This is a genomic window from Bradyrhizobium sp. 63_E2_N1_3, assembly GCF_052076005.1.
GTDB classification, from domain to species: Bacteria; Pseudomonadota; Alphaproteobacteria; order Rhizobiales; family Xanthobacteraceae; genus Bradyrhizobium; species Bradyrhizobium barranii.
Genome location: NZ_CP197235.1, coordinates 3,770,457 through 3,793,194, shown reverse-complemented (window position 1 = coordinate 3,793,194; position 22,738 = coordinate 3,770,457). Strand labels below are relative to the sequence as shown.

Sequence of the window (22,738 nt, the reverse complement as noted above, 5' to 3'; positions counted from 1 at the left end):
CGGCTCAATCGTGGTGAGATGATGGGCACGGCGCTTTGCGCCTTTGCCCACCCTACCGGACGATGCAACCGCCCTACTCCGCCGCGATCTGCCTCGGCGCGGGCGGCGGGCTTGCGAGGTCGGCGGCGAGCTGGGCGTAGCGGGCTTTCGCGTCCGCGACGGCCTTCTCCTTCACCGGGCCGTAGCCGCGGATGCGGTCGGGCAGCGAGAGCAATTCCACTGCCGTGTCGACCGTGACCGGCGACAACAGGCCGAGCACGGTGGCGACGTCCTTCTCGTAGCCCACGATCAGATCGCGCTCGAGCTTGCGGTCTGCGCTGCGGCCGAAAATGTCGAGCGAGGTGCCGCGCAGGAACTTGAATTTCGCGAGCACCCTGAATGCCTTCAGCATCCACGGGCCGAAGGCGCGCTTCTTCGGGCGACCCAGCGCGTCGACGCCGCGGCTGAGGATCGGCGGGGCCAGATTGAAGTTGAACTTGAAGTCGCCCTCGAACTGGTCGCGGAGCTGCTGCTCGAAAGCACCGTCGGTGTAGAGGCGCGCAACCTCGTATTCGTCCTTGTAGGCCAGGAGCTTGGCGTAGTTCACCGCGACCGCGCGCGGCAGCGCATCGTCATAACCGCCCTGCTTGGCGGTATCGCGAACCTGGTCGACCAGCTTGCGATAGCGTTTTGCGAGGCGGCCGCTCTGGTAGGCGGTCAGGTGCTTGGCGCGATGCGCAACGACCTCATCCAGCGTCATTGCGTCGAGCGTCTTCGGCGCGACAACCTCGTCCGTCCCCTTCAGCATGTCGGCGAGACGCTGGGGATCGGCGACCGCGAGGCGGCCGAGGCGGAAGGCCTCCTTGTTCATCTTGATCGCGACGCCGTTGACCTCGATCGCCTGCTCGATCGATTCAGCCGACAGCGGGAACAGGCCTTTCTGATAGGCGTAGCCCATCATCATCATGTTGGTGGCGATGCTGTCGCCGAGCAGCTGCTCGGCCGGCTTGGTGAAATCGAAGAACACCGAGTCCTTGTGCAGGGCCGTTTCCAGCAGCCCGTTCAGCTTGCGGGTCTGGAAGTTGAAGTCGCGGTTGAGGACGAAGTCGGCGGTGGGAATGACGTGGCTGTTGATGATGCCGCGGGTGCGGCTGGTGTCGCAGAGCGAGATCGTGTCCTTGGCGACCGCGACCACCTCGTCGGCGGCGAGCACGAGATCCGCCGTACCAGTGACGATGCGCGAGCAGGTCACCTCGGCCGGATGATCCGACAGACGGACGTGACTGAGCACCGCCCCGCCCTTCTGCGCCAGGCCCGACATGTCGAGGATCATCGAGGCCTTGCCCTCGATATGAGCGGCCATGCCGAGCAGCGCACCGATCGTGAGCACACCGGTGCCGCCGACACCGCCGACTGCGATATTATAGGGCTTATCCACCGTCGGCCGAGACGCGGGCTCCGGCAGCTCGCCGATGTCACCGAGATCGGCCGGCGCGCGGTGGCGCGGCTTGCCGCCGTCGACGGTGACGAAGGACGGGCAGAAGCCCTTCACGCAGGAATAGTCCTTATTGCAGGACGACTGGTTGATGGCGCGCTTGCGGCCGAACTCGGTCTCCAGGGGCTCGACCGAGATGCAGTTCGACTGCACCGAGCAATCGCCGCAGCCTTCGCAGACCGCCGGGTTGATCATGACGCGGCGCGCCGGATCCTCCATCAGGCCGCGCTTGCGGCGGCGCCGCTTTTCGGCCGCGCAGGTCTGCACGAAGACGATCGCCGAGGTGCCCTTGTACTCGCGGCACATCTTCATGACGTTGTCGAGTTCGTCGCGGTGATACAGCTTCACGCCGGGCGCGATGGTGTCGGCAGGATAGGTGTCGGGCGCCTCCGAGACCAGGTAGATCTCGCGGATGCCTTCGGCGTGGAGCTGGAACGTGATCTGCTGCGGCGAGAGATCGCCGTCATGGCGCTGGCCACCCGTCATTGCGACGGCGTCGTTGTAGAGGATCTTGTAGGTGATGTTGGTTTTGGAGGCGACCGCCTGCCGGATGGCGAGAAGGCCGGAGTGGAAGTAGGTCCCGTCGCCGAGATTGGCGAAGATGTGGTTCTCGTTGGTGAAGGGCGCAATGCCGACCCACGGCACGCCCTCGCCGCCCATATGGGTGAATGTCTCGGTCGAGCGATCCATCCACAGCGCCATGAAGTGACAGCCGATCCCGGCAAGCGCACGGCTGCCTTCGGGGACTTTTGTGGATGTGTTGTGGGGACAACCCGAGCAGAAATAGGGAGTGCGGGAGACAGGCGCCGTCGCCTGCATTTGCGTGGCCTGGCGGCCGTTGAACCAGTCGGCCTTGACGCGGAGCATCTCCGCAATCTCGGGGTTGAGATTAAGTCGAAGCAGTCGCTCGGTGAGCGAAGTCGCAAGCGAGGCAACGCTGAGCTCGGCGGCGAAGGTCAGGAAGCGCTTGTCGTGCTCGTCCATCTTGCCGACGATGCGCGGGCGGACGTCGTCGCGCCAGTTGAACAGCTCCTGCTTGACCTGGTTCTCGACGATCTCGCGCCGCTCCTCGATGATGAAGATCTCTTCGAGCCCGACCGCGAACTGGCGCACGCCTTCCGGCTCCAGCGGCCAGGGCATGCCGATCTTGTAGAGGCGAAGCCCGATCTTGGCGGCGACCTCCTCGGTGATCCCGAGCTCGCGCAGCGCCTGGCGGACGTCCTCATAGCTCTTGCCTGACGCCATGATGCCGAAACGGGCGTTCGGCGAATCCATGGTGACGCGGTTGACCTTGTTGGCGCGCGCAAAGGCGATCGCGGCAAAGCCCTTGTAGTCCTGGAGGCGGCGGTCCTGCTCGAAGCGGTCGTCAGGCCAGCGCAGATTGAGGCCACCGGGCGGCAGCTCGAAATCGGGCGGGATGATGAACGGCTTCATCTCGTCGGTGAGGTCGATCTCGGCGGTGGTCTCCACCGTCTCCGTGATCACCTTCATGCCGACCCAGCAGCCCGAATAGCGCGACATCGCGATGCCGAGCAGGCCCATCTCGATCATTTCGTGGATGCTGGAGGGATAGAGATACGGCATCAAAGCCGACATGAAGGCGTGGTCGGACTGATGCGGAACGGTGGAGGATTTTGCACCGTGGTCGTCGCCGGCCAGACACAGCACGCCGCCGTTCTTGGCCGAGCCGGCGGCATTGCCGTGGCGGAACACGTCGCCGCAGCGATCGACGCCGGGGCCCTTGCCGTACCAGATGCCGACGACGCCATCATATTTGGCGCCGGGCGAGAGGTTGAGCTGCTGCGAGCCCCACACCGCGGTCGCCGCCAGATCCTCGTTCACGCCGGGCTGGAACTTGATGTTGTACTGCTCGAGATGTTTTCGCGCCGCAAAGAGCTGCTGGTCGTAGCCACCGAGCGGCGAGCCACGGTAGCCGGAGATGAAGCCCGCGGTGTTGAGGCCGTTGGCGCGGTCGCGCCGGATCTGGGCCATCGGCAACCGGACCAGGGCCTGGATGCCCGTGGTGAAGACGTGTCCGGTTTCCTGGGTGTATTTCTGGTCGAGACTGATCGGACCCTGGTTGATACCCATTCTTGTCCTCTTCCGCCCGTTTGAGCGTTTGGCCACTTAAGCCGTTGCCTGCCCGTTGTTTTTAGCTAGGGCGCGCCGACCAACTCCGCCACTCTATGTCGGATATTTAACGCTCCGCATCACAAATCTGGACCAAAGGAAGCGCCGGGTAATAATCGCAATTTCGTGGCTGCAAAGGCATCAAGCATTTTCAATTTGTGTCACCATACCCCCACCGACGCGAAACGACGTGAGGCTCCTATCCGGGCGATTGGTCGCAGGGGAAGCTTTCGATGCGAATGATTCTGGCTGTTGTCGCATTGTGCAGTGCAGTTGCGAGCGCGGCCCGCGCCGCCGAGCCATCGCCGGAGCTGATCGCCTATGGCAAGGCGCTGGTCGAGGCCGGCGACTGCGCGGGCTGCCACACCACCGATCCGGCAAAGCCATTCGCGGGCGGAAAGCGCATCGATACGCCCTTCGGCGCGATCTACGCGCCGAACCTGACGCCGGATCGTGACACCGGGATCGGCGCCTGGACCGACGCCGATTTCACCCGCGCGGTGCGCACCGGCATCGCGCCCGACGGCTCGAACTATTACCCGGCCTTCCCCTATCCCTATTTCACGAAGGTGACGAAGGACGACACGTTGGCGATCCGGGCCTATCTCGGAACGCTGGCGCCCGTCGCAAGCCGCAACAAGCCGCCGGAGTTGCGCTGGCCGTTCGGCTATCGCGGCCTGATGCGGCTCTGGAACGCGATGTATTTCAAGCCCGCCCTGTTCGAGCCGGACCAGAGCCAGAGCGCTGCGTGGAACAGGGGCGGCTATCTCGTCACCGGGCTCGGCCATTGCGGCGCCTGCCACACGCCGAAGAACTATTTCGGCGCGGACAAAACTGCGCAGGCGCTGTCGGGCAACGAGGTCGGCGGCTGGTACGCACCAAGGCTCGATGGCGCCGCGCGCACCGGGCTGAAGTCATGGAGCGTCGAAGACATCACCGAATATCTGCAAAGCGGGCGAAACGTCAAAAGCCATGCCGGCGGGCTGATGGCCGAGGTGGTCGTCGGCTCGACCTCGAAGATGAGCGATGCCGATGTGCGCGCCATCGCGGAATATCTGAAGAGTCTGCCGGCGTCGCGGCGCGAGACGATCGTGACGCCGCCCGACGAGGCCGAGATGAAGGCCGGCCAGGCCGTCTACGCAAAACTTTGCATCGCGTGCCATGAAGCCGACGGCTCCGGCGCGCCGCGCATCTATCCGCCGCTGCCCGGCAACGCGCTTCTGCAATCGGTCAATCCGTCCTCCAGCTTGCGCATCATCCTCGACGGCGCCCACACCGTGACGACGCCACGCGCGCCCAACGCCGGCGAGATGCCGGGCTATGCCAAGCAATTGTCCGACGAAGAGATCGCCGCAGTGACGAACTACATCCGCAATTCCTGGGGCAACGCCGCGCCGCTGGTGACCACGGCGCAGGTGGCGAAGGCGCGGAAGGAGCAGTAGTTCACGCTCCTCAGTATTCACCAGAGGTCGTCATGCCCGGGCTTGTCCCGGGCATCCACGTTCTTTCGTGCCGTGGCAAAGGTCGTGGATGGCCGGGACAGGCCCGGCCATGACGCCGTGGATGCGATAGCGCTCAAACTCTACGAAAGGCGAAGTAAGCCCTACCGCTCCTCACCTTCCGTGAACACGAATTTCGGCATCTCCCATTTGTAGCGCACCGCGAGCAGGCGGAAGCTGATGCCGAGGATAAACGTCAAGATGGTCCAGAGCTCCGCGTTGAGATTGAGGCCGAAGGCGGTGGCGTAGAACAGGCCGGTCGCCACGGAAACGGTCGCGTAGAGCTCGGAGCGGAACAGCAGCGGCACGTCGTTGCAGAGCACGTCGCGCAGCACCCCGCCCGCGCAGCCGGTCACCATGCCGGAGACGATGACGATCGGCAGCGCGGGGTTCGTCTGCCAGGCGATGTCGCAGCCGGCCATGGTGAAGACGACGAGACCGATGGCATCGAGCACGATGAAGGCCACCTTCAGCCGGTGCACGAGCCGCGCGATCAGAATGGTGAGGAAGGCGGCGCCGCCGGCCAGCGCGAGATAGATGGGATGAGCGACCCAGGCCAGCGGATAGTGCCCGAGGAAGAGATCGCGCAAGGTGCCGCCGCCGAGCGCGGTGATGCAGCCGAGGAAGCAGACGCCGAGCCAGTCCATGCTCCGGCGGCCGGCCGCGAGCGCGGCGGTCATGCCTTGCGCTGCGACAGCGACCAGCGACAACAGATGCAGCACGCTATCGCTCGGCGGCAAGCTCCACATCGCCTTGTTCCCTTCCCCATCGATGGAACCGACGCGCACGGTTCCAAAATGAACAGGTTCCCGATTCCTCGCGCAAGGGCAACATGCGACGAAAGCACTAAGGAGGGCGGAACAGAATCTCGCATCTAGGGGTTGTCCAGCCGCAATAATCGAGGAGACAAAATCGATGGCTGACGACCGTTTTCCCAACGATCCGTATCGCCCGAATCTCGCCGATGATGAGTATGTCCGTGCGGCGCGACGGGATGCCGAGCTTCAGGTCGATCCCGAGCTTGGCGAAGGCCCCGCCTCCAGCGGCAAGGTAGCCTTGTTCGCAGTGGCGATCGCCTTGGTACTGGGTGCCGTGTTCTACGGACTGAACAACACGAGCACCGGCAACCAGGCCAGCAACACGCCGGCAACGCAGACCGCCCAGCAGGCTCCGCCTGCGAATCCGGCCGCGCCTCCCGGCATGCGCGATGTGACGCCGCGCAACAACACGGGACCCGGCGTGACCACGGGTGCTGCCCCGAGCAAGCCGGCGGCGCCTGATCCGGCCGCCCCGTCCGAGGGCGCGAAGTAACGACAACAGCTGTCGTCGCCCGGCTTGACCGGGCGACCCAGTATTCGACCAGCGGCGGAGATTGAATCGAGAGGCCGCGGCGTACTGGATGCCCCGCTTGCGGGGGGCATGACACCGAGAGGATGAGAGAGCGGCGGGACCTTACATCCCGCCGCTTTTCGTTTAGCTGAACATCTTGTTGAGTTCGCCGCCGGAATAGCCGGTGCCGAGCTCCGTAAAGGTCCCCTTCTCCGCCATCTCCTTCGCGGCGCGCATGAAGCCGCCCCAGGCGGCGCGGGCGAGCGAGCCGCCGACGCTGATGCGGCGCACGCCGAGATCAGCGGCCTCCTGCAAGGACAGGCCGGACGCGCCGATCAGCAGGTTGAACGGCTTTGGTGCGACAGCCTTCACCACGGCGGCGATGTCCTCGCGCGTCTTCAGGCCCGGCGCGTAGAGGCAATCGGCGCCTGCGTCCGCATAGGCCGTGAGCCGGTCGATGACGAGCTTGAGGTCGGTCACGCCCCACAAATACGCCTCGCAGCGGCCGACCAGCAGCGTGCCGCTGTCGCCGATCGCCTTGCGCGACGCCTTGATGCGCTCGACCGCCAGCGCGCGCTCGTAGAGCGGCTTGTCCTTGTCGCCGGTGGAATCCTCGATCGAGAGGCCGGCGACGCCGGTGCGCACACCGCGCTCGACATTGTCCGCGACCTTGTCCGGCTCGACGGCAAAGCCGCCCTCGAAATCCGCATTCACGGGGATGTCGACGGCCGAGCACAATGCTGCCAGATGCTGACAGACGTCGTCGACCGTGACGTGGTTGTCGGCCTTGCCGATGGTCCAGGCAAAGCCCGCGCTCGATGAGGCCAGTGCCTTGAAACCGAGATGCTGCAACGCCTTGGCGCTGCCGACGTCGACCGGATTGGGCAGGATGAAGCAGCCGCTCTCGTGCATCGTCTTGAACGTCGCGCGCTTGTCAGCGGTTGTCACATGCATGTTTCTCTCCCTTGTTGGCCGCGCAGACATAAGCGCGCGCACTGGGCAGCGCCAGTGCGCGCCCGCAAAAGCTAGTGCGCGTCGTGCACGGCGCGGCTGTCCTTCGGCGCCTGCTCGCGATCATTCATACCGTAGTCGCGGATGACGCTGGCGATGCGCAAGTGATAATCGGCAAAGATCTTCGCCCTGCCCTTTGCCTGCGTGCGCCGGTGCTCCATCGTGTTGCGCCACGCCTGGACGGCTGCCTCGTCGCGCCAGAACGACACCGACAGGATCTTGCCCTTCTCGGTCAGGCTTTCAAAGCGCTCGACCGAAATGAAGCCATCGATGGTTTGCAGGATCGGCTTCAGGTCGGCCGCGAGGTCGAAGTAGTCCTGGCGATGTTCCGGCTTGGGCCAGACTTCGAAAATCACGGCAATCATGGGCGTCTCCTTTGCGTTGGCGGTCTACAATACCACCTTGCGCAGGAAGGTGCGCTCTTCCGCGAGGATGAATTTGTTCTCCTCGGCGAAATGGAAGTTGGCCATGCCGTCTGCGTCCTGCCGCAGCCGGGCGCGATAGGCCTCATAGGCGGCCAGACTCTCGAAGGTGATCAGCGCAAACGCGATGTTGTTGGTGCCCTCATGCGGCATGAAATAGCCGATCAGGTCGCCGCCGCATTTCGGGATGATGGTGAGCCAGCGCTTCGAGTACTCCTCGAACTGCGCACGCTTGAAGGGATCGAGCTGGTAGCGGATGAAGACGGTGACGGACATGGTGAGCTCCCTGATTTTTCATTGCGGCAAGCGCGAGCAACACCGTCGCCGCTGAAGCAACTGGATTGCTTCGCTTCGCTCGCAATGACGTGTTCGCAGGGACAGACTACGTCCTTGCTCCACCGCAATGCTTCGGCTACCATCGAAGCATGAAATCAGGTCCTGACATCGCCATGATTGCCTCGCTGGTCGGCGACCCCGCCCGCGCCAACATGCTCACCGCGCTGATGAACGGCCGCGCGCTGACGGCGAGCGAGCTCGCGCAGGAGGCCGGCATCACGCCGCAGACCGCGAGCTCGCATCTGGCCAAGCTCGAGGCCGGCGGGCTGATCGAGCCGGAGAAGCAGGGCCGCCACCGCTACTACCGCCTCACCGACGATGACGTCGCCGGCGTGCTCGAAGGCCTTGCGGGACTTGCCGCGCGCACCGGCCACATGCGCGTGCGCACCGGGCCGAAGGATCCGGCGCTGCGGCGCGCGCGGATCTGCTACGACCACCTCGCCGGCGATCTCGGCGTGCAGATGCTCGACAGTCTACGCACGCGAAACCTGGTCAGGCAGAAGAAGCAGGACATCGAGCTGACGGCCGAGGGCGAGCGCTTTCTCGCAAAGCATTTGCAGATCTCGCCCGACATGCTCACCCATCCGCGCCGTCCGGTGTGCAAGGCGTGCCTGGACTGGAGCGAGCGGCGCCATCATCTCGCCGGCACGCTGGGCGCCGCCATGATGCAGCGGTTCGCCGAGCTGAAATGGGCCGCGCGCGACGCCACGCCCGGCAGCCGCGTGGTGAATTTCACCCGTACCGGCGAGAAGCAGTTTGCGACGCTGTTCGGGACCGGGAAGGATTGATCACGCCAGGTGCGTGAGATCGCACGTTTGCGTGTGAACCACGCCTTCCGTCATGGCCGGGCTTGACCCGGCCATCCATCGCTTTAAGCGCAGTGTCGTTCCAGGGCGATGCAAAGCATCGAACCTGGAACTTCAAGATTCCGGGTTCGCGTGTTCGACGTGCCCCCGGAATGACGGCTCCAATTACGAGATCTTCATGAACCGCCTCCTCCCGGTCGCGCTTGCCGCCGCCCTTCTCACCGCCCCGCTCTCTTTCGCTTACGCCGCCGACACTACCCCGCGCGAGCCCTATGGCATCGCGCTCGAAGGCTTTGCCTATCCGTATCCCGTGCATCTGCTGCCTGTCATCAATGACGGCGAGCAGCTCAGCATGGCCTATATGGACGTCGCGCCCGAGCGGCCGAACGGCCGCACCGTCGTGCTGCTGCACGGGCGCAATTTTCCGTCGAGCTACTGGGCGCCCGTCATCAAGATGCTCAGTGACGCCGGTTTTCGCGTGATCGTGCCGGACCAGATCGGCTTCGGCAAATCCTCCAAGCCGCAAGGCGAACTGCACTTCGACACGCTGGCGCGCAACACCATTGCGCTGCTCGATCATCTCAAGATCGACAAAGCTGAGGTCGTCGCGCATTCGCTCGGCGGCATGCTGGGCGTGCGCATCGCCCGCGCCTATCCGGATCGCGTCGCCCATCTCGTGCTGACCGCGCCGATCGGGCTGGAAGACTACCGTCTCTATGTGCCGCCGACGCCGACCGAGAAGATCATCGAGAGCGAGGACAAGCTCACACCCGACGGCTACCGCAAGCAGCTCCAGACCAATTACGCGATCAAGCTGCCGGGCGACGCGATCACGCCGTTCGTCGACGCCCGCTTCAACATCAAGGGCAGTCCCGATTATCCGCGCTGGCTGCGCGCCTACGTCAGCTCCGGCCAGATGATCTATCGCGAGCCAGTCGCGCACGAGGTCGCGTTGATCACCGAGCCGACGCTGTTCATCATGGGCGCCAACGATCACAACGCGCCGGGCCGTCCGAACGCGCCGGAGGCATTGCGCGCGAAAATGGGCCAGAACGCGGAGCTCGCAAAGGCGCTCGCCGCAAAGATGCCGAACGCGCGGGCCGAAGTGATCCCGGACACCGGCCACCTCGTCTTCCTGGAGGCGCCGGAGAAGTACAAGGAATTGGTGCTGGGCTTTCTCGGTCGCTAGAGCGTTTTCGAGCGAAGTGGATACCGGTTCGCGTCAAGAAAACGCGACAAAACAAAAAACATGGAGCCCCGTTCCGATTCCATCGGAACGGCGCTCCAGCGCCATTGCTGTCGCCGGAAGCCGCATGCAGAGAATGTTCATGCCGCATTCAGGTCATGATTGGCAGGTTTGGATCGCGACGTGTCGGCACGTCCCCAAATTTAACGTGTCGAATCGTGTCTTTTGATTCATTGTGCGCCGCAAGCGCTCCAAAAACCTGCCCAAGGACAAGAGGAAGATCTCATGAAATACCTGTTTGCCGCCGTCATGCTCGCCAGCGCGGTCGTCGGTTTCAGCGAAGCGGCCAGCGCCGCCGGTGGCTGCGGCCCCGGCTGGTACCGCGGCGCCTATGGCGGCTGCCGCCCGATGCGCGGTGCGGTCGTTGTGCGGCCCGGCCCGGTGGTGGTTGCCCCGCCGGTCGTCGTCGTGCCCCGCGCCCGCGTCTGCCCGTACGGCTTCCGTTGGTGGGGTGGCCGCTGCCGCCCGATCTGATCTGACCTTTTCGTATTGCGAGATGGCCGTGCGGCGAAAGCCTGCGCGGCCATTTTCGTTTTGAACGCCTGACGTCGCATCCGCCAGCTCCGAATCAAAACGGGGACCGCAATCGCGATCCCCGTTCAAGGCCTGGCTTGTGCCGAGCTTACCAGTGGTGGCGGTGCCAGCGCCGGCGATGCCAACCCCAGTGGCGGCGGCGCCAGCCCCAATGGCGGTGATGGCCATGCCAATGCACCTGCTCGGGCTTGAGCTGCGCGGTCTCCTCACTGGTGGTGACGGCGGGACGAGCGTCGGGATTGCCTTGCGGCGCGCGCGCGGGATCACCGAGCGGCTGCGGCGCCAACGGCGCAGCTTGTGCGCTCGCGGTCAACGTCGCGGCTCCAGCCGCGACGCCGAATGCAAGTTTCAAAAAGTTCCGACGCTCCATGACATGTCCTCTAGGCTATCGAGCAAGTGATGCAGAGGGAGTGTCGCGGTCACGACATGAACGAAAGCTGAATCGCATCTTCAGGTTCATGACATGGGTGTCAGGGACAAGCGGGCTACGGCTACGCTCCAAACTCCTGCGCGAGCACCAGCGTCTCGCGCGTGCGCTTCACGTCGGGCCAGTCGCGATTGAAATCGGCGACGAGCTGCTTCAACGCATCGCCCTTCAGCATCGCAGCCAGCTTGGCCTCGTCATCGAACTGATACATGGCCTGATGCAGCGAAGGATCGTCCAGGCTCCAGAACCGCCAGGCCTTACTCACGCCGAACGCCTTCACCGCGTCGGGCACATGCTCCGTCTCGTACCATGTGTCGAAGGCGGCGCGCTTGCTGGCGTCGGTGACGGTGGCGCGAACGACGAAGTAGGCAGCAGGCATGTGTTTCCTCCCGTTGTTTGGCCGCAGCATAGACGGTTATAGTGGCGGCAACAAAAAGCCCGCGCGACGGAACTTCATGATCGCGCCGATGGGGGAAGGAACGGCCATGCGCAGGATCATCACGGGCGTCGTTGCGATCACCTGCCTGTGGCCCACGGCCTCGCTCGCCGAAATCATCCGCTTCGACATCCTCGCGCGCGAGCCCGCCTTTGCGGGGCGCAGCTTCGGCGATGTCGGCACCTATGAGCGCATCACCGCGCGCGCGACCTTCGCGCTCAACCCGTCCGACGATCGCAACGCCGTCATCACCGACCTCGCGCTCGCGCCGCGTAGCTCCGACGGCAAGGTGGCAGCCACCGCCGACGTCGTGATCCTGCGGCCCACCGATCCCACCCATGGCAACGGCACGCTGCTGCTCGAGGTGCCCAATCGCGGCCGCAAGCTGGCACCGCAATTGTTCGACGATTCCGCCCAGCCCGGCGCCAACAATGCCGACAAGGCCGAGGATGCCGGCATCGGCTTCCTGCACCGCCAGGGCTTTACGATGGTCTGGGTCGGCTGGCAGGGCGACATACCGTCCAAGCCCGGCCAGATGGCGATGACGGCACCGGTGCTGAAGACCGTCACCGGGCCCGCGCGCGAAGAGATCGTCTTCGACAACACGACCAATCCCGCGCGCGCGACGCTGACCTGGCCGGCGACTGATGCCGCCGACCTCAAGGTCTCCGTACGCGCCGCCTGGGCCGATGCGCGGCAGGCGCCTTCCGGCCTCCTCGCAAAGCTCGTCGATCCCGTGACGGTGGAGATCACCCGGCCCGACGGTTTTGATGCCGGCGCGCTCTACGAGATCACCTACACCGCGCGCGATCCTGTCCCGCTCGGCATGGGCTATGCCGCCGTGCGCGACGTCGTCAGCTTTCTCCGCCACGACGAGACGCAGGCGAACCCGCTGCTGAACGGCCTGCATCCCTCCGTCAGCCGCGCGATCGGCTTCGGCGTGTCGCAATCCGGCCGCTTCCTGCGCGACTTCCTCTATCTCGGCTTCAACGAGGACCTCCAGGGCCGCACGGTGTTCGACGGCCTGATGCCGCATGTCGCGGGCACACGGCGGATGGCGACAAACGTCCGCTTCGGCCAGCCCGGCCGCAACCCGCGCCATCCGCAGGATCCGGCGTGGCAGGCCGACCTGTTCCCCTTCACCTATGCGAGCCTGAGCGATCCCTATTCCGGCAAGACCGACGGCCTGCTTCGCCGCTGCGCGCTCTCGGCGACGTGCCCGAAGGTGATGCAGACCGACAGCGAGCACGAATGGTGGGCCTCGCACGCATCGCTGCTCGTCACCGACCTCGCCGGCAACCACCTCGACCTCCCCGACAACGTCCGCGCCTATATGATCGCAGGCACGCCGCATTTCGCCGAAGCCTCCGACGTGATGCGCAAGGGCGTGCCGGCGATGTCGCTGCCGCAAAACCCGATGCATGCGGGCGGGCCGATGCGCGCGCTGCTCACCGACCTCAACGCCTGGATCAGCGACGGCATCAAGCCGCCCGCAAGCCGCGTCCCCATGCGCGCCCACGGCACGCTTGTGCCGGCGCAAGGCGCGGTGCCGATGGATATCCCCGGCCTGCCCTACGCCGGCATCCACACGCTCGCCGCCTTCTCCGACCAGAGCGTGCTGCCGCCCAAGGAGATCGGCCGCTATCCCGTGTTCGTGCCGAAGGCGGACAATGACGGCATGGCCATCGCAGGTATCCGCCAACTCGCATTGGCGGTCCCGCGCGCGACCTACACCGCGTGGAATCCGCGCGCGCAGGGATTTGGCCCAACAGCGCTCTATCCGCTGCAAGGCGCGGTCGTGCCATTCGCACCGACGGAGGCCGCGCGGAAGGAAGTGCACGATCCCCGGCTGTCGATCGCGGAACGCTATGCGGATGATGGGTCGTATGTGGCCGCGGTCCGGCGCGAGGCGGCGCGGCAGGTGGCGGAGCGGATTCTGTTGCCGGAGGATGCAGAGCGCGCGGTCGAGGCCGCGAAGCAAGGCAAGCTGGCGAAGCTCGGGCAGTGAGCGAAGCCCAGTGGCCCCGTAGGGTGGGCAAAGCGGAGCGTGCCCACCACTTCTACCGTCGGCCAAAAGATGGTGGGCACGGCGCAAGTGTGCCTTTGCCCACCCTACGGTCGCTGCGTGCAGAGAAAAAACGTCCTCGCCTGTCGGAACGCTCGCCCTTCATCCGTCCTATGCCCAGACAGCACGGAGACACCTCATGGCCAACCTCACGCTCACCACCTTCGACTGGGTTCCCGAGATGCCGCGAGGTTTCGTGCGCGACCTTCGCGTGCGTTGGGCGCTCGAAGAGGCCGCGTTGCCGTATCGCGTCGCGAGCGTGCCGTTCGGCCCGCGGGACGCCACCCATTTCGCGCACCAGCCGTTCGGCCAGGTGCCGTGGCTGACCGACGGCGACCTCTCGATCTTCGAGAGCGGCGCGATCCTGCTGCATCTGGGTGAGCTCAGCGCCACGCTGATGCCGACCGATCCGCGCGGCCGCAGCGACACGGTCGAATGGGTGTTCGCGGCGCTCAATTCGGTAGAGATGCCGGCCCTGCCCTGGACGATGTTCAGTTCACCGGCAGTGCCGATGGCTCACCTGCCGTGAAATTCGTCGACGACTTCCTCAAGCTACGCCTCAAGCACATGGAGACCGCGCTGGCGGCGCGCGAATGGCTGGCGGGGTCCTTCTCCGTCGCCGACATCCTGATGTCGGACGTGCTGCGCGTCGTCGATCGCTTCGATGGGTTGGCGGACAGCCCCGCCTGCCGCGACTACGTTGCGCGCGCCACGGGCCGTCCAGCGTTCGCAAAAGCCCACGCCGACCAGATGGCGCATTTCGCCGCGGCGGATGTCAAACGCAGGGCGGATTAGCGCAAGCGTAATCCACCAACGCATGCCTCAACAAAGATGATGGGTTACGTCGCGCGAACTGCGCTTCGCGCAGTCGCGGGGCTAACCCACCCTACGAATTTCGCCTCACACCAATTTCATCGGCGTGTCCTCGACCACGCGAAGGTCGATCCTGCCGATCAGTTGCGCGCGAAGCGCCTCCGCAGCACCGATGGCGCTCTCGGTTTGCTGCAACGTGCTGATGTTCGAACCGAGCGACACGATCCCGCCTAGCACCAAGGCGATCGATCCGAGCGCCGCGGTCAGACCTGTCCCGAACAACCCAAGGATCGTGATCAACAACAGCGCGCCGCCGCCGCCAATCGCGATCTTGGATGCCAGAATGTACTTTCGGCATCGCTCGGCGATCTCGGCAAGCCGCTCGATCCGCGTCTCAATGTCTGAAATCTCGTCGGTCGGATCGTCTTCGGTCATCAGCGACATGCGGGACTTGGGTTAAGAACCCGGATTTCGCTACGCTCCATCCGGGCTACGAGGCCTCACAACGGCAAATTGTCGTGCTTCTTCGCCGGCGTTTCCACCTTCTTGTCCTTCAGCATCGCCAGCGCACGCGCGATCCGCTTGCGGGTCGAGTGCGGCATGATGACGTCGTCGATGTAGCCGCGCTCGGCGGCGATGAAGGGGGACAGGAAGCGGTCTTCGTATTCCTTGGTGCGCGCGGCGATCTTGTCGGGGTCGCCGATGTCACTGCGGAAGATGATCTCGACCGCGCCCTTGGCGCCCATCACGGCGATCTGGGCGGTCGGCCAGGCGTAGTTCATGTCGGCGCCGATCTCCTTGGAGGCCATGACGTCGAAGGCGCCGCCATAGGCCTTGCGGGTGATGATGGTGACCAGCGGCACGGTGCACTGCGAATAGGCGAACAGCAGCTTTGCGCCGTGCTTGATCAGGCCGCCATATTCCTGCGCGGTGCCCGGCAGGAAGCCTGGCACGTCGACGAAGGTGACGATCGGGATGTTGAAGGCATCGCAGAAACGGACGAAGCGCGCGGCCTTGCGCGAGGCGTCGGAGTCGAGCACGCCGGCCAGCACCATCGGCTGGTTGGCGACGAAGCCGACGGTGCGGCCCGCGATGCGGCCAAAGCCCGTGACGATGTTCTTGGCGAAGGCATCCGCGATCTCGAAGAAATCGCCCTCGTCCACGACCTTCAGGATCAGCTCCTTCATGTCGTAGGGCTTGTTCGGATTGTCGGGGATCAGCGTGTCCAAGGACATGTCGACCCGGCCGATGTCGTCAAAGCTCGGCCATTCCGGTACGCCGTCGGTGTTGTTGGACGGCAGGAAGTCGATCAGGCGACGCATCTGCAAGAGCGTCTCGACGTCGTTCTCGAAAGCGCCGTCCGCAATCGAGGAGCGCGTGGCGTGCACCGAGGCACCGCCGAGCTCTTCCGCCGTGACGACCTCGTTGGTGACGGTCTTCACCACGTCGGGGCCGGTGACGAACATATAGCTGGTGTTCTTCACCATGAAGATGAAGTCGGTCATCGCAGGCGAATAGACGTCGCCGCCGGCGCAGGGGCCCATGATGACGGAGATCTGCGGGATCACGCCCGAGGCGAGCACGTTGCGGCGGAACACATAGGAATAGCCGGCGAGCGCCGCGACGCCCTCCTGGATGCGGGCGCCGCCCGCGTCATAGAGGCCGATGATGGGCGCCCGCGCCTTCATCGCCATGTCCTGAAGTTTCGTGATCTTCAGCGCATGGGTCTCCGACAGCGAGCCGCCGAACACCGTGAAGTCTTTCGCGAAGACAAACGTCTTGCGGCCGTTGACGGTGCCCCAACCGGTGACGACGCCGTCGCCGGGGATCTTGTTCTTCTCCATACCGAACTCGGTGGAGCGGTGCTCGACGAACATGTCGAACTCCTCGAACGATCCCTTGTCGAGCAGGAGCTCGATGCGCTCGCGCGCGGTCAGCTTGCCGCGGGCGTGCTGCGCTTCGATACGCTTCTCCCCGCCGCCGAGCTTTGCGCCGGCGCGACGATCTTCAAGGGCGTCCAGGATATTCTTCATTTGCTCCCGCCAGTTCTTAGCCTAAATGCGATTGCCGGGGGTTCTAACACGGCATTTTGCGGGCCGGGAAGCCGCTTTCGGCGTCGCAGGGCTGCCTTGCCGCAGCGCCAAAGCGCAAGGAATTACAAAGTTTTGCCTGGGAGACGACGATGAATGAAGCAACGGCCGAGACCGGCGCGGCGACCGGCGGCGTCAAGATCCTGCTGCGGCTGGAAGGCCTGACCCTGTTCACGGGGATGGTGATGCTCTACGCCTCCTGGGGCGGCTCGTGGCTGGTGTTCGCCCTGCTCTTCTTCGTCCCCGATCTGAGCTTCCTGGCGTACCTCGCCGACGCCAGATTCGGGGCGCTGGTCTACAATGCCGCCCACAGCTACATGGCGCCGGTGGCGCTGCTGACGCTGGGCTTCGGCTTCGCCTCGCCGCTCACGCTGTCCATCGCCATGATCTGGCTCGCCCATATCGGCATCGACCGGGCGCTCGGCTACGGCCTGAAATATTCGGCCGGGTTCGGCTTCACCCATCTCGGGCGGATCGGCCGCCAGAAAGACGCCTGAGGGGAGTGCCGTCGTTTTGTCGGCCCCCACCGGTTGACCGGGCCGGCCGATTCAGGCTTGCTCCCTTCACGATCAGGCGCCGAATGTTGCGTGAGCTCAGTCGATACGGCGGCGGTCACCACGTCTGGCTGCAAGCATCACCCATGTCCGCCACGGTCGTCCCTCTGCCGCCGAACTCATCGTCCGAAACCACCGACTTCCTGCGGCGGATGGCCAGCATGGTGTCGGGGCGCAACGGCGAGATACTGCTGCGCGCGGCCGCGCTGATCGAATCGCTGAAGCAACGGGCGATGTCGGCCGAACGGCTGTTTCACGAGCAACAGGAAGAGAACAAGCGCCTTGTAGACCTGCGCGAGGCGACCGCGCTCGCCTCCGAAGCCATGGTCAGCCAGATCGCGACGCTGGGGACTCAGCTCGCCGAGGTGACCGCGGCCGCGGCGGCCGAGCGCGCGGCATTCGACGCCGAACGCGGCAAGCTGCTCGGCCTGATGCAGGATGCGGAAAGCCATATCGGCAAGCTCACCACCGAGCTCGACGGCTTGCGCGCCTCCGTCGACAGCTTCAACGACACCGCGGTCTCGGTGCCGCTCGAGGTGCTGCGTCTGGCACGGATGCAGTTCGATGTCCTCTCCGCCGGCTTTGCCCGCAAGGGCGACGTGATCTCGGAAGCGATGAGCGAGATCGGCGGCTTTGCGATCGACCAGGCGCTGATGGCGAAGAAGGCGGATAAGGCCTGAGGTCGTCGCGCATCAAATTGACAGTGCGCAGGTCCGTTGTTCTACTCCATGAAAATCATGGGGGAGGATCACGATGCCGACGGCATTCCGCGTCGCTATGGCGCTCTGCATTTCAACACTGTTCGCCGGTAGCGCCAACGCGCAATCCCTGCCGAAGGAAGTCGCCACCCGCGCCGAGATCTATCCGATCCCCTCGCTCACCCTCTCCGACCAGCAATTCCTCAGCGGCGATGCGGTGGCCGGCAAGCCGGTGACGGTCGCGGGCGAATTCCGCGTCGCCCAGGGCACCGGCAAACTTCCCGTCGTGGTGCTGATGCACGGCTCGAGCGGCGTCGGCGCCACGACCGAGGCCTGGGTGCACGCTTTCAACGCCATGGGCATCTCGACCTTCGTGATCGACGGTTTTACCGGCCGCGGGCTGACGGTGGTGGGGCCGAACCAGGCCCTGCTCGGCCGGCTCAACCTGATCGTCGACATCTACCGCTCACTGGAGATTCTTGCGAAGCATCCCCGCGTCGATCCTGACCGCATCGTGCTGATGGGCTTCTCGCGCGGAGGACAGGCGACGCTCTATGCGAGCCTCGATCGCTTCAACAAGCTCTGGAACAAGTCCGGCGTGCAGTTCGCGGCTTACATTCCCTTCTATCCGGATTGCTCTACGACGTATCAAAGCGACGGCGACGTCGCCGCACGCCCGATCCGCATCTTCCATGGCACTCCCGACGACTACAATCCCGTGACGAGCTGCAAGGCGTTCGTCGGACGGCTCAAGACGGCCGGGCGCGATGTGGTGCTGACCGAATACCCCGACAGCGCCCACGGCTTCGACAGCGGCCTGCTCGGCGTCAGCACCGTTGCGGTGTCGGCCAACGCGCAGACCGTGCGCAACTGCCATATCAAGGAGGGCGACGGCGGCGTGCTGATGAACGGCGATACCAACGCGCCCTTCACCTACAGGGATGCCTGCGTCGAGCTGAACCCGCATGTCGGCGGCAACCCCACGACCGCCGCGGAGTCGCGCAAGGCGGTGGAGGAATTTTTGCAGGCGCTGTTCAAGCTGGGCTAGGCGCTGGGAGGCTGCTCGGCCTTCATGGTTCGAGACGCGCCGCAAGCGGCGCTCCTCACCATGAGGGTCTGATATCTCGCCACGATACAGGTCCTCATCCTGAGGAGCGCGCGCAGCGGGCGTCTCGAAGGATGGCCGCAACAAAAACCGCTACGGCTCGCCCGGCTTGAACGGCTCCTGCTTGTCCGGCGGCACCGTCTCTTCGGCCATCGCCAGCAGCATCGCGACCATCACGTAATTGCCGGCGACCGCGGTGAGATCGACGATCTGCTGATCGTTGAACACCTTCTTCGCCCGCGTGTAAGTCTCGTCGGAAACCTTCTTGGTCGTGGTGATCTCGGTGACGAAGTCGTAGACCACGGCCTCGTCCTCGGCCATTTTCGACGGCCGCTTGTTGGCCTTCAGCTCCGCGATGATTTCAGGCGACAGGCCCGCCTTGGCCGCGAGCGGCGCGTGCGCGAACCATTCCACCTGCGAGCGCCACTGCCGCCCGATGATCAGGATCGCGAACTCGTTCAGCTTGGTCGGGACCGAGGTTTCCCAGCGCAGATAGTAGAACAGGTCGAACAGTCGCTGGCCGAGCACCGGGCTGCGGATCATCGGATTGTAGGGCCCGCCGATGCCGACGCTCGACACCTTCATGATCTGCTCGCCGAGCGGCTTCTGCTTGGCGTCGAGCTGGTCCATGGCGAGCTGCGGAAAGCGCGGCTCCTTGCTGGTGGCGGGTGCGGCAAACATCGTGGCTGCGAGCCAGCCGCCGGCGGCGGCCAACGTGAGCGACGACAGCCAGAGTGGCGTTGAATTCATTTTATCCTCCAGACCTTTTCTTTTGTTTGGTCGGAAGGATGCTAGCAGGTTCGTACGCGCCAGCTAGATCGCGCCGATCTCGGCAAGGCAGGCTTGCGTCAACGGCATGCGCTCGCCGACGAGACGCGGCTCCTTGCAGTCCATGTTGAGCGCGAACACGGTGTGCGCCTCGCCCTTCTCGGCCCAACCGACCATCCAGCCAAGCGATGGCTCGCCGCGCTCGGCGCCGAGCAAGCCGGATTTGGCGCGGATGACGCTGTCGCCGACCTTGGTCACCGGCAGGATGTCGGCGACGAGGTCCTGGCTGCGCTTGCTGATCGGCAGCGCGCGGCGGCGCAGGCGGTCGACGAAATCGATCTGCTCGACCGGATCGATGCGCAAATTGCCGGTGAGCCAGAACTGGTCGATGCCGCCGCCGATATCGCGATTGCCGTAGTCGAACACGTCGACATACTTTTGCATCCGCTCTTGCCCGATCCGGCGCGCGATCTCCTGATAAACCGGCACGGCGCTGACCGCGATAGCGCTGCGCATCGTGTGGTCCTTGTTCCAGGCCTCGATCGGCCGCTTCACGCCGTCCCAGGGAAACACGTCCTTGTCGGGATCGGTGACGACGCCGGTCTCGAGCGCAATCAGCGAGTTCGGAATCTTGAACGTCGAGGCCGGCAGCTTCGCTTCGCCGGAACGGTCCTTGTCGCTCGCGACGATCAGATAGTCCTCGACCTTGTAGCCGACGAAGGTGCCCGCCGTGCCGAGATCGGTGAAGCGCTTTGCCAGGCTGTCGCGAATCTCGTTGCGCGGCGGCGCGACATGGGCGAACGCACGTGACGGCATGGTGGCAGCTGCGGCAAGAAGGCCCAGAGTGGAACGGCGGGTCAGCAAGAGCGGTATCCGTTGAGCAATGAAGATGGCCGCGACCATGCGGCCGCTATCGTGGTGAAACGATGACAGGTTATTTCTTGAGCACGATCTTGTCGGAAAACCGCTGCACGCTTTTCCGGATCATGCTCTACCGTCCCCGGCCCGACAGCCGCAGCACGAACACCAGCACTTCGGCGACGGCCTTGTAGAGGTCGGGCGGGATCTCCTCGCCGAGCTCGACCTTGGACAGCGCGCCGGCCAAGATCTCGTTCTCTTCGATCGGGATATCGTGTGCCTTGGCGATCTCGACGATCTTTTCGCCGATCGTGCCCTTGCCCTTGGCGACGACGACGGGCGCGTTGCTGCCCTTCTCGTAGTGCAGCGCAATTGCGAGCTTGGATGGATCGCTCATGTGGCGCGATCCAGGAAGTGGCCGGCGCGGGCCGGTGCGGGCTGCGGCGGCGCGCCGTCGCGAACCAGGATGTCGCCGGGCTTGAGCTCGGCGCGCGTCAGGGCCTGATTGAGCTCGCCGATGCCGGCGCGAAGTTGCTGCGCGGTCGCGGGCCGCTCCGCCCACATCCGCACAAAAGTCTTGTCGCCGTTGAGCGTGATCAGCGCATGCACGGGGCCGGCCGGCTCGACATTGAGCGTGAAGCGCGCGCGCCAGGCGCGCTTGGCGGGATCAGAGGACTCATTGCCGCCATCGCGCGAGATCTCGAACTGCGCCATCGCGGTGCCCTGCGGCGTCGCAAAGGGAATCTCGAAATTCCATTGCGGCACGGCCGGGTCGATGCGATGGCCGGAGGCATCGGTGCGATCGGGCAGCGAAGCGACTTGCAACAAGGTCTGCCGCGCGATCGCGGCATCGGTGTCGTCGAGCAGGCGGTGCACCGTTGCGGAGAGCGGCGTATCCGGCGCGAGCGATGGCGATGCGATCGCCTGCGGCGCCGGCAGCGCGCCGCGGAACGGCGGCGGTGTCGCGCGGGCCGCGGCCTCGAAGAGATGGCCGTCGGGCACGGCCTTGTTGGAGCCCGGCACGTTGCCGATCAGGCGCGGCAGGTTTTGCGTGACCTCCTGAAGGAGGGCCGCGGCAAGGCCGGCGGACATGGTTCGCGGCACCGTGGCCTGCGGAGCGCCGCCGGCGATGTCGGCGAGCACAGCGGCTGCGAGATTGGCGCTGCGCGGCATCTGCGGCTGTTGGGCCATATCGAACTCGGTCGACGGCGATGCAGCCTGAGCCGGCACGGCGGCGACCTGCGGTTTCCCCGCCGTAGCGATCGCGGCGCCTTGCGCCTGTGGCGCGGCGGTCTCGAGCGTGGCCAATGTCTGGCGCAGCACCAGCAGCGCGGCCTTCAGGTCCGGCATCGCGCCGGAGGACGGCGTTGTACCTGCGGCGAGCGAGGCCTCGAGAAACAGACCGGACTTCTGGAAGGCGGATTCGATATCGCCGCCATCGAGAGCGGTGTTGAGCGGCGTCTGCTGCGCCAGCACGTTCAGCACCGCCTGCTTCAGTCCCGCCGGCAGATCGCTACCGGTGACGACGGAGGCGAGATTGGCGAACAACGGGGCCTGGCTACCCTGTTTTGTCACCGCCTCGGCCGATGCCACGGTGACGGCGACCTGCTCCAACGGCGTCAGCGTGTTGCGCGCCGCCGTAGCGGATGGCGCGAGCGACGGGCTGTCCACGAGCGAAGCCGCCCGCGGCGTCAGCGTGATCTGGTCCGCCGTCGCCTCGCCTGCCCCGTTCATGATGGCGAGCCTGATGGTGCCGTCGTTCTGCGACACTGCGAGCTGGAGATTTTGCCCCGGTGTCAGCGACACCTCGGACATCACATCCATCGACAGATTGGCGATCGCGATCCGCACCAGATTGTCGGCCATCACGCTGACGACCCTTGCGTCCACGACGCTGCCGGCCTGGAGCACAAGATCGGGCGTTGCCGCATCAGCCACGGGGCTGGCGGGACTGACCGGAACGATCGAGCTTATCGGCGTTGGCATTTCAGGGGCCCAGGGAACGCTGGCCCCACCCTAAGGCCGCCCTCGTAAACCTCTCGTAAAGGACTAATCGAATGTATTGAATGATTTCCCACTGGGTTTCCCACTTCTTGGGGGCGGTTTCCCACGGGGTCGTTCTCGGCCTGTTTTTGGT

22 protein-coding genes and 1 pseudogene are annotated in these 22,738 nt (G+C 65.1%); 10 read left to right on the top strand and 13 right to left on the bottom strand.

Translation table 11 applies throughout. From position 1 onward, the window contains the following. Positions 1-73 precede the first annotated feature (73 nt). The gene (locus tag AB7531_RS17810; protein ID WP_063982631.1) at positions 74-3,565 is read right to left on the bottom strand and encodes an indolepyruvate ferredoxin oxidoreductase family protein; all 3,492 of its coding nucleotides are present in this window, start codon (positions 3,563-3,565) and stop codon (positions 74-76) included. A 272-nt stretch (positions 3,566-3,837) separates the two neighbouring features. Between AB7531_RS17810 and AB7531_RS17805 the strand changes: the two genes are divergently transcribed. Then, complete coding sequence (locus tag AB7531_RS17805) at positions 3,838-5,046, top strand: c-type cytochrome (protein ID WP_063982630.1); 1,209 nt, start codon at positions 3,838-3,840, stop codon at positions 5,044-5,046. A 161-nt stretch (positions 5,047-5,207) separates the two neighbouring features. On the opposite strand, the gene AB7531_RS17800 is transcribed toward AB7531_RS17805, so the two are convergent. Continuing rightward, complete coding sequence (locus AB7531_RS17800; protein WP_063986296.1) at positions 5,208-5,852, bottom strand: trimeric intracellular cation channel family protein; 645 nt, start codon at positions 5,850-5,852, stop codon at positions 5,208-5,210. Between the two features lie 166 nt (positions 5,853-6,018). Here AB7531_RS17800 and AB7531_RS17795 point away from each other — a divergent pair, with 166 nt between their 5' ends. Then, the gene (locus tag AB7531_RS17795) at positions 6,019-6,414 is read left to right on the top strand and encodes a hypothetical protein (protein ID WP_063982629.1); all 396 of its coding nucleotides are present in this window, start codon (positions 6,019-6,021) and stop codon (positions 6,412-6,414) included. A gap of 162 nt (positions 6,415-6,576) precedes the next feature. On the opposite strand, the gene AB7531_RS17790 is transcribed toward AB7531_RS17795, so the two are convergent. From AB7531_RS17790 to AB7531_RS17780, 3 genes are all read right to left on the bottom strand, one after another. Then, positions 6,577-7,386, bottom strand: a complete 810-nt coding sequence (locus AB7531_RS17790; protein WP_063982628.1) for an isocitrate lyase/PEP mutase family protein — start codon at positions 7,384-7,386, stop codon at positions 6,577-6,579. A 71-nt stretch (positions 7,387-7,457) separates the two neighbouring features. Beyond that, complete coding sequence (locus AB7531_RS17785) at positions 7,458-7,808, bottom strand: antibiotic biosynthesis monooxygenase family protein (RefSeq protein ID WP_028151163.1); 351 nt, start codon at positions 7,806-7,808, stop codon at positions 7,458-7,460. A gap of 24 nt (positions 7,809-7,832) precedes the next feature. Further along, the gene (locus tag AB7531_RS17780; RefSeq protein ID WP_028151164.1) at positions 7,833-8,141 is read right to left on the bottom strand and encodes an NIPSNAP family protein; all 309 of its coding nucleotides are present in this window, start codon (positions 8,139-8,141) and stop codon (positions 7,833-7,835) included. A 149-nt stretch (positions 8,142-8,290) separates the two neighbouring features. Between AB7531_RS17780 and AB7531_RS17775 the strand changes: the two genes are divergently transcribed. The 3 genes from AB7531_RS17775 (at position 8,291) to AB7531_RS17765 (ending at position 10,727) form a co-directional block, all read left to right on the top strand. Next, positions 8,291-8,989 carry a winged helix-turn-helix domain-containing protein gene (locus tag AB7531_RS17775; protein WP_028154913.1) on the top strand — a complete coding sequence of 233 codons (699 nt, stop codon included), beginning with the start codon at positions 8,291-8,293 and terminating at the stop codon, positions 8,987-8,989. A gap of 196 nt (positions 8,990-9,185) precedes the next feature. After that, positions 9,186-10,196 carry an alpha/beta fold hydrolase gene (locus AB7531_RS17770; RefSeq protein ID WP_063982627.1) on the top strand — a complete coding sequence of 337 codons (1,011 nt, stop codon included), beginning with the start codon at positions 9,186-9,188 and terminating at the stop codon, positions 10,194-10,196. A 282-nt stretch (positions 10,197-10,478) separates the two neighbouring features. After that, positions 10,479-10,727: a GCG_CRPN prefix-to-repeats domain-containing protein gene (locus AB7531_RS17765; RefSeq protein WP_063982626.1), complete on the top strand. Its 249-nt coding sequence runs from the start codon at positions 10,479-10,481 to the stop codon at positions 10,725-10,727. 148 nt (positions 10,728-10,875) lie between these two features. On the opposite strand, the gene AB7531_RS17760 is transcribed toward AB7531_RS17765, so the two are convergent. Then, entirely contained in the window at positions 10,876-11,157 is a 282-nt protein-coding gene (locus AB7531_RS17760) for a twin-arginine translocation signal domain-containing protein (RefSeq protein WP_063982625.1), read from the bottom strand. A gap of 121 nt (positions 11,158-11,278) precedes the next feature. Further along, entirely contained in the window at positions 11,279-11,593 is a 315-nt protein-coding gene (locus AB7531_RS17755) for a hypothetical protein (protein ID WP_063986295.1), read from the bottom strand. 106 nt (positions 11,594-11,699) lie between these two features. Here AB7531_RS17755 and AB7531_RS17750 point away from each other — a divergent pair, with 106 nt between their 5' ends. Further along, positions 11,700-13,658, top strand: a complete 1,959-nt coding sequence (locus tag AB7531_RS17750) for an alpha/beta hydrolase domain-containing protein (protein ID WP_063982624.1) — start codon at positions 11,700-11,702, stop codon at positions 13,656-13,658. Positions 13,659-13,854: 196 nt separating this feature from the next. Beyond that, positions 13,855-14,510 (top strand): annotated as a pseudogene (locus AB7531_RS17745) (glutathione S-transferase family protein). A 105-nt stretch (positions 14,511-14,615) separates the two neighbouring features. Here the strand turns inward: AB7531_RS17745 and AB7531_RS17740 are convergent. Both AB7531_RS17740 and AB7531_RS17735 read right to left on the bottom strand, forming a co-directional pair. Then, on the bottom strand, positions 14,616-14,963 hold the full coding sequence (locus AB7531_RS17740; protein ID WP_063986294.1) for a hypothetical protein: 348 nt from the start codon (positions 14,961-14,963) through the stop codon (positions 14,616-14,618). 65 nt (positions 14,964-15,028) lie between these two features. Next, the gene (locus AB7531_RS17735) at positions 15,029-16,561 is read right to left on the bottom strand and encodes an acyl-CoA carboxylase subunit beta (protein ID WP_063982622.1); all 1,533 of its coding nucleotides are present in this window, start codon (positions 16,559-16,561) and stop codon (positions 15,029-15,031) included. 149 nt (positions 16,562-16,710) lie between these two features. On the opposite strand from AB7531_RS17735, the gene AB7531_RS17730 reads away from it, so the two are divergent. The 3 genes from AB7531_RS17730 to AB7531_RS17720 all read left to right on the top strand — a co-directional run bounded on the left by AB7531_RS17730 (position 16,711) and on the right by AB7531_RS17720 (position 18,918). Further along, entirely contained in the window at positions 16,711-17,115 is a 405-nt protein-coding gene (locus tag AB7531_RS17730) for a DUF4260 domain-containing protein (RefSeq protein ID WP_063986293.1), read from the top strand. A gap of 143 nt (positions 17,116-17,258) precedes the next feature. Continuing rightward, positions 17,259-17,852 (top strand): hypothetical protein, encoded by a 594-nt coding sequence (locus AB7531_RS17725; protein WP_063982621.1) that lies wholly within the window; start codon positions 17,259-17,261, stop codon positions 17,850-17,852. A gap of 73 nt (positions 17,853-17,925) precedes the next feature. After that, entirely contained in the window at positions 17,926-18,918 is a 993-nt protein-coding gene (locus AB7531_RS17720) for a dienelactone hydrolase family protein (protein ID WP_063982620.1), read from the top strand. 150 nt (positions 18,919-19,068) lie between these two features. On the opposite strand, the gene AB7531_RS17715 is transcribed toward AB7531_RS17720, so the two are convergent. The 4 genes from AB7531_RS17715 to AB7531_RS17700 all read right to left on the bottom strand — a co-directional run bounded on the left by AB7531_RS17715 (position 19,069) and on the right by AB7531_RS17700 (position 22,587). Further along, entirely contained in the window at positions 19,069-19,725 is a 657-nt protein-coding gene (locus tag AB7531_RS17715; protein ID WP_063982619.1) for a carboxymuconolactone decarboxylase family protein, read from the bottom strand. Between the two features lie 63 nt (positions 19,726-19,788). Continuing rightward, positions 19,789-20,646 carry a class D beta-lactamase gene (gene blaOXA, locus AB7531_RS17710; RefSeq protein ID WP_063982618.1) on the bottom strand — a complete coding sequence of 286 codons (858 nt, stop codon included), beginning with the start codon at positions 20,644-20,646 and terminating at the stop codon, positions 19,789-19,791. A gap of 88 nt (positions 20,647-20,734) precedes the next feature. After that, positions 20,735-20,998, bottom strand: coding sequence for an EscU/YscU/HrcU family type III secretion system export apparatus switch protein (locus tag AB7531_RS17705; protein ID WP_063982617.1), 264 nt, complete (start codon positions 20,996-20,998; stop codon positions 20,735-20,737). Further along, on the bottom strand, positions 20,995-22,587 hold the full coding sequence (locus tag AB7531_RS17700; RefSeq protein WP_063982616.1) for a flagellar hook-length control protein FliK: 1,593 nt from the start codon (positions 22,585-22,587) through the stop codon (positions 20,995-20,997). Before AB7531_RS17700 ends, AB7531_RS17705 begins: the two co-directional genes overlap by 4 nt. Positions 22,588-22,738: the final 151 nt, after the last annotated feature.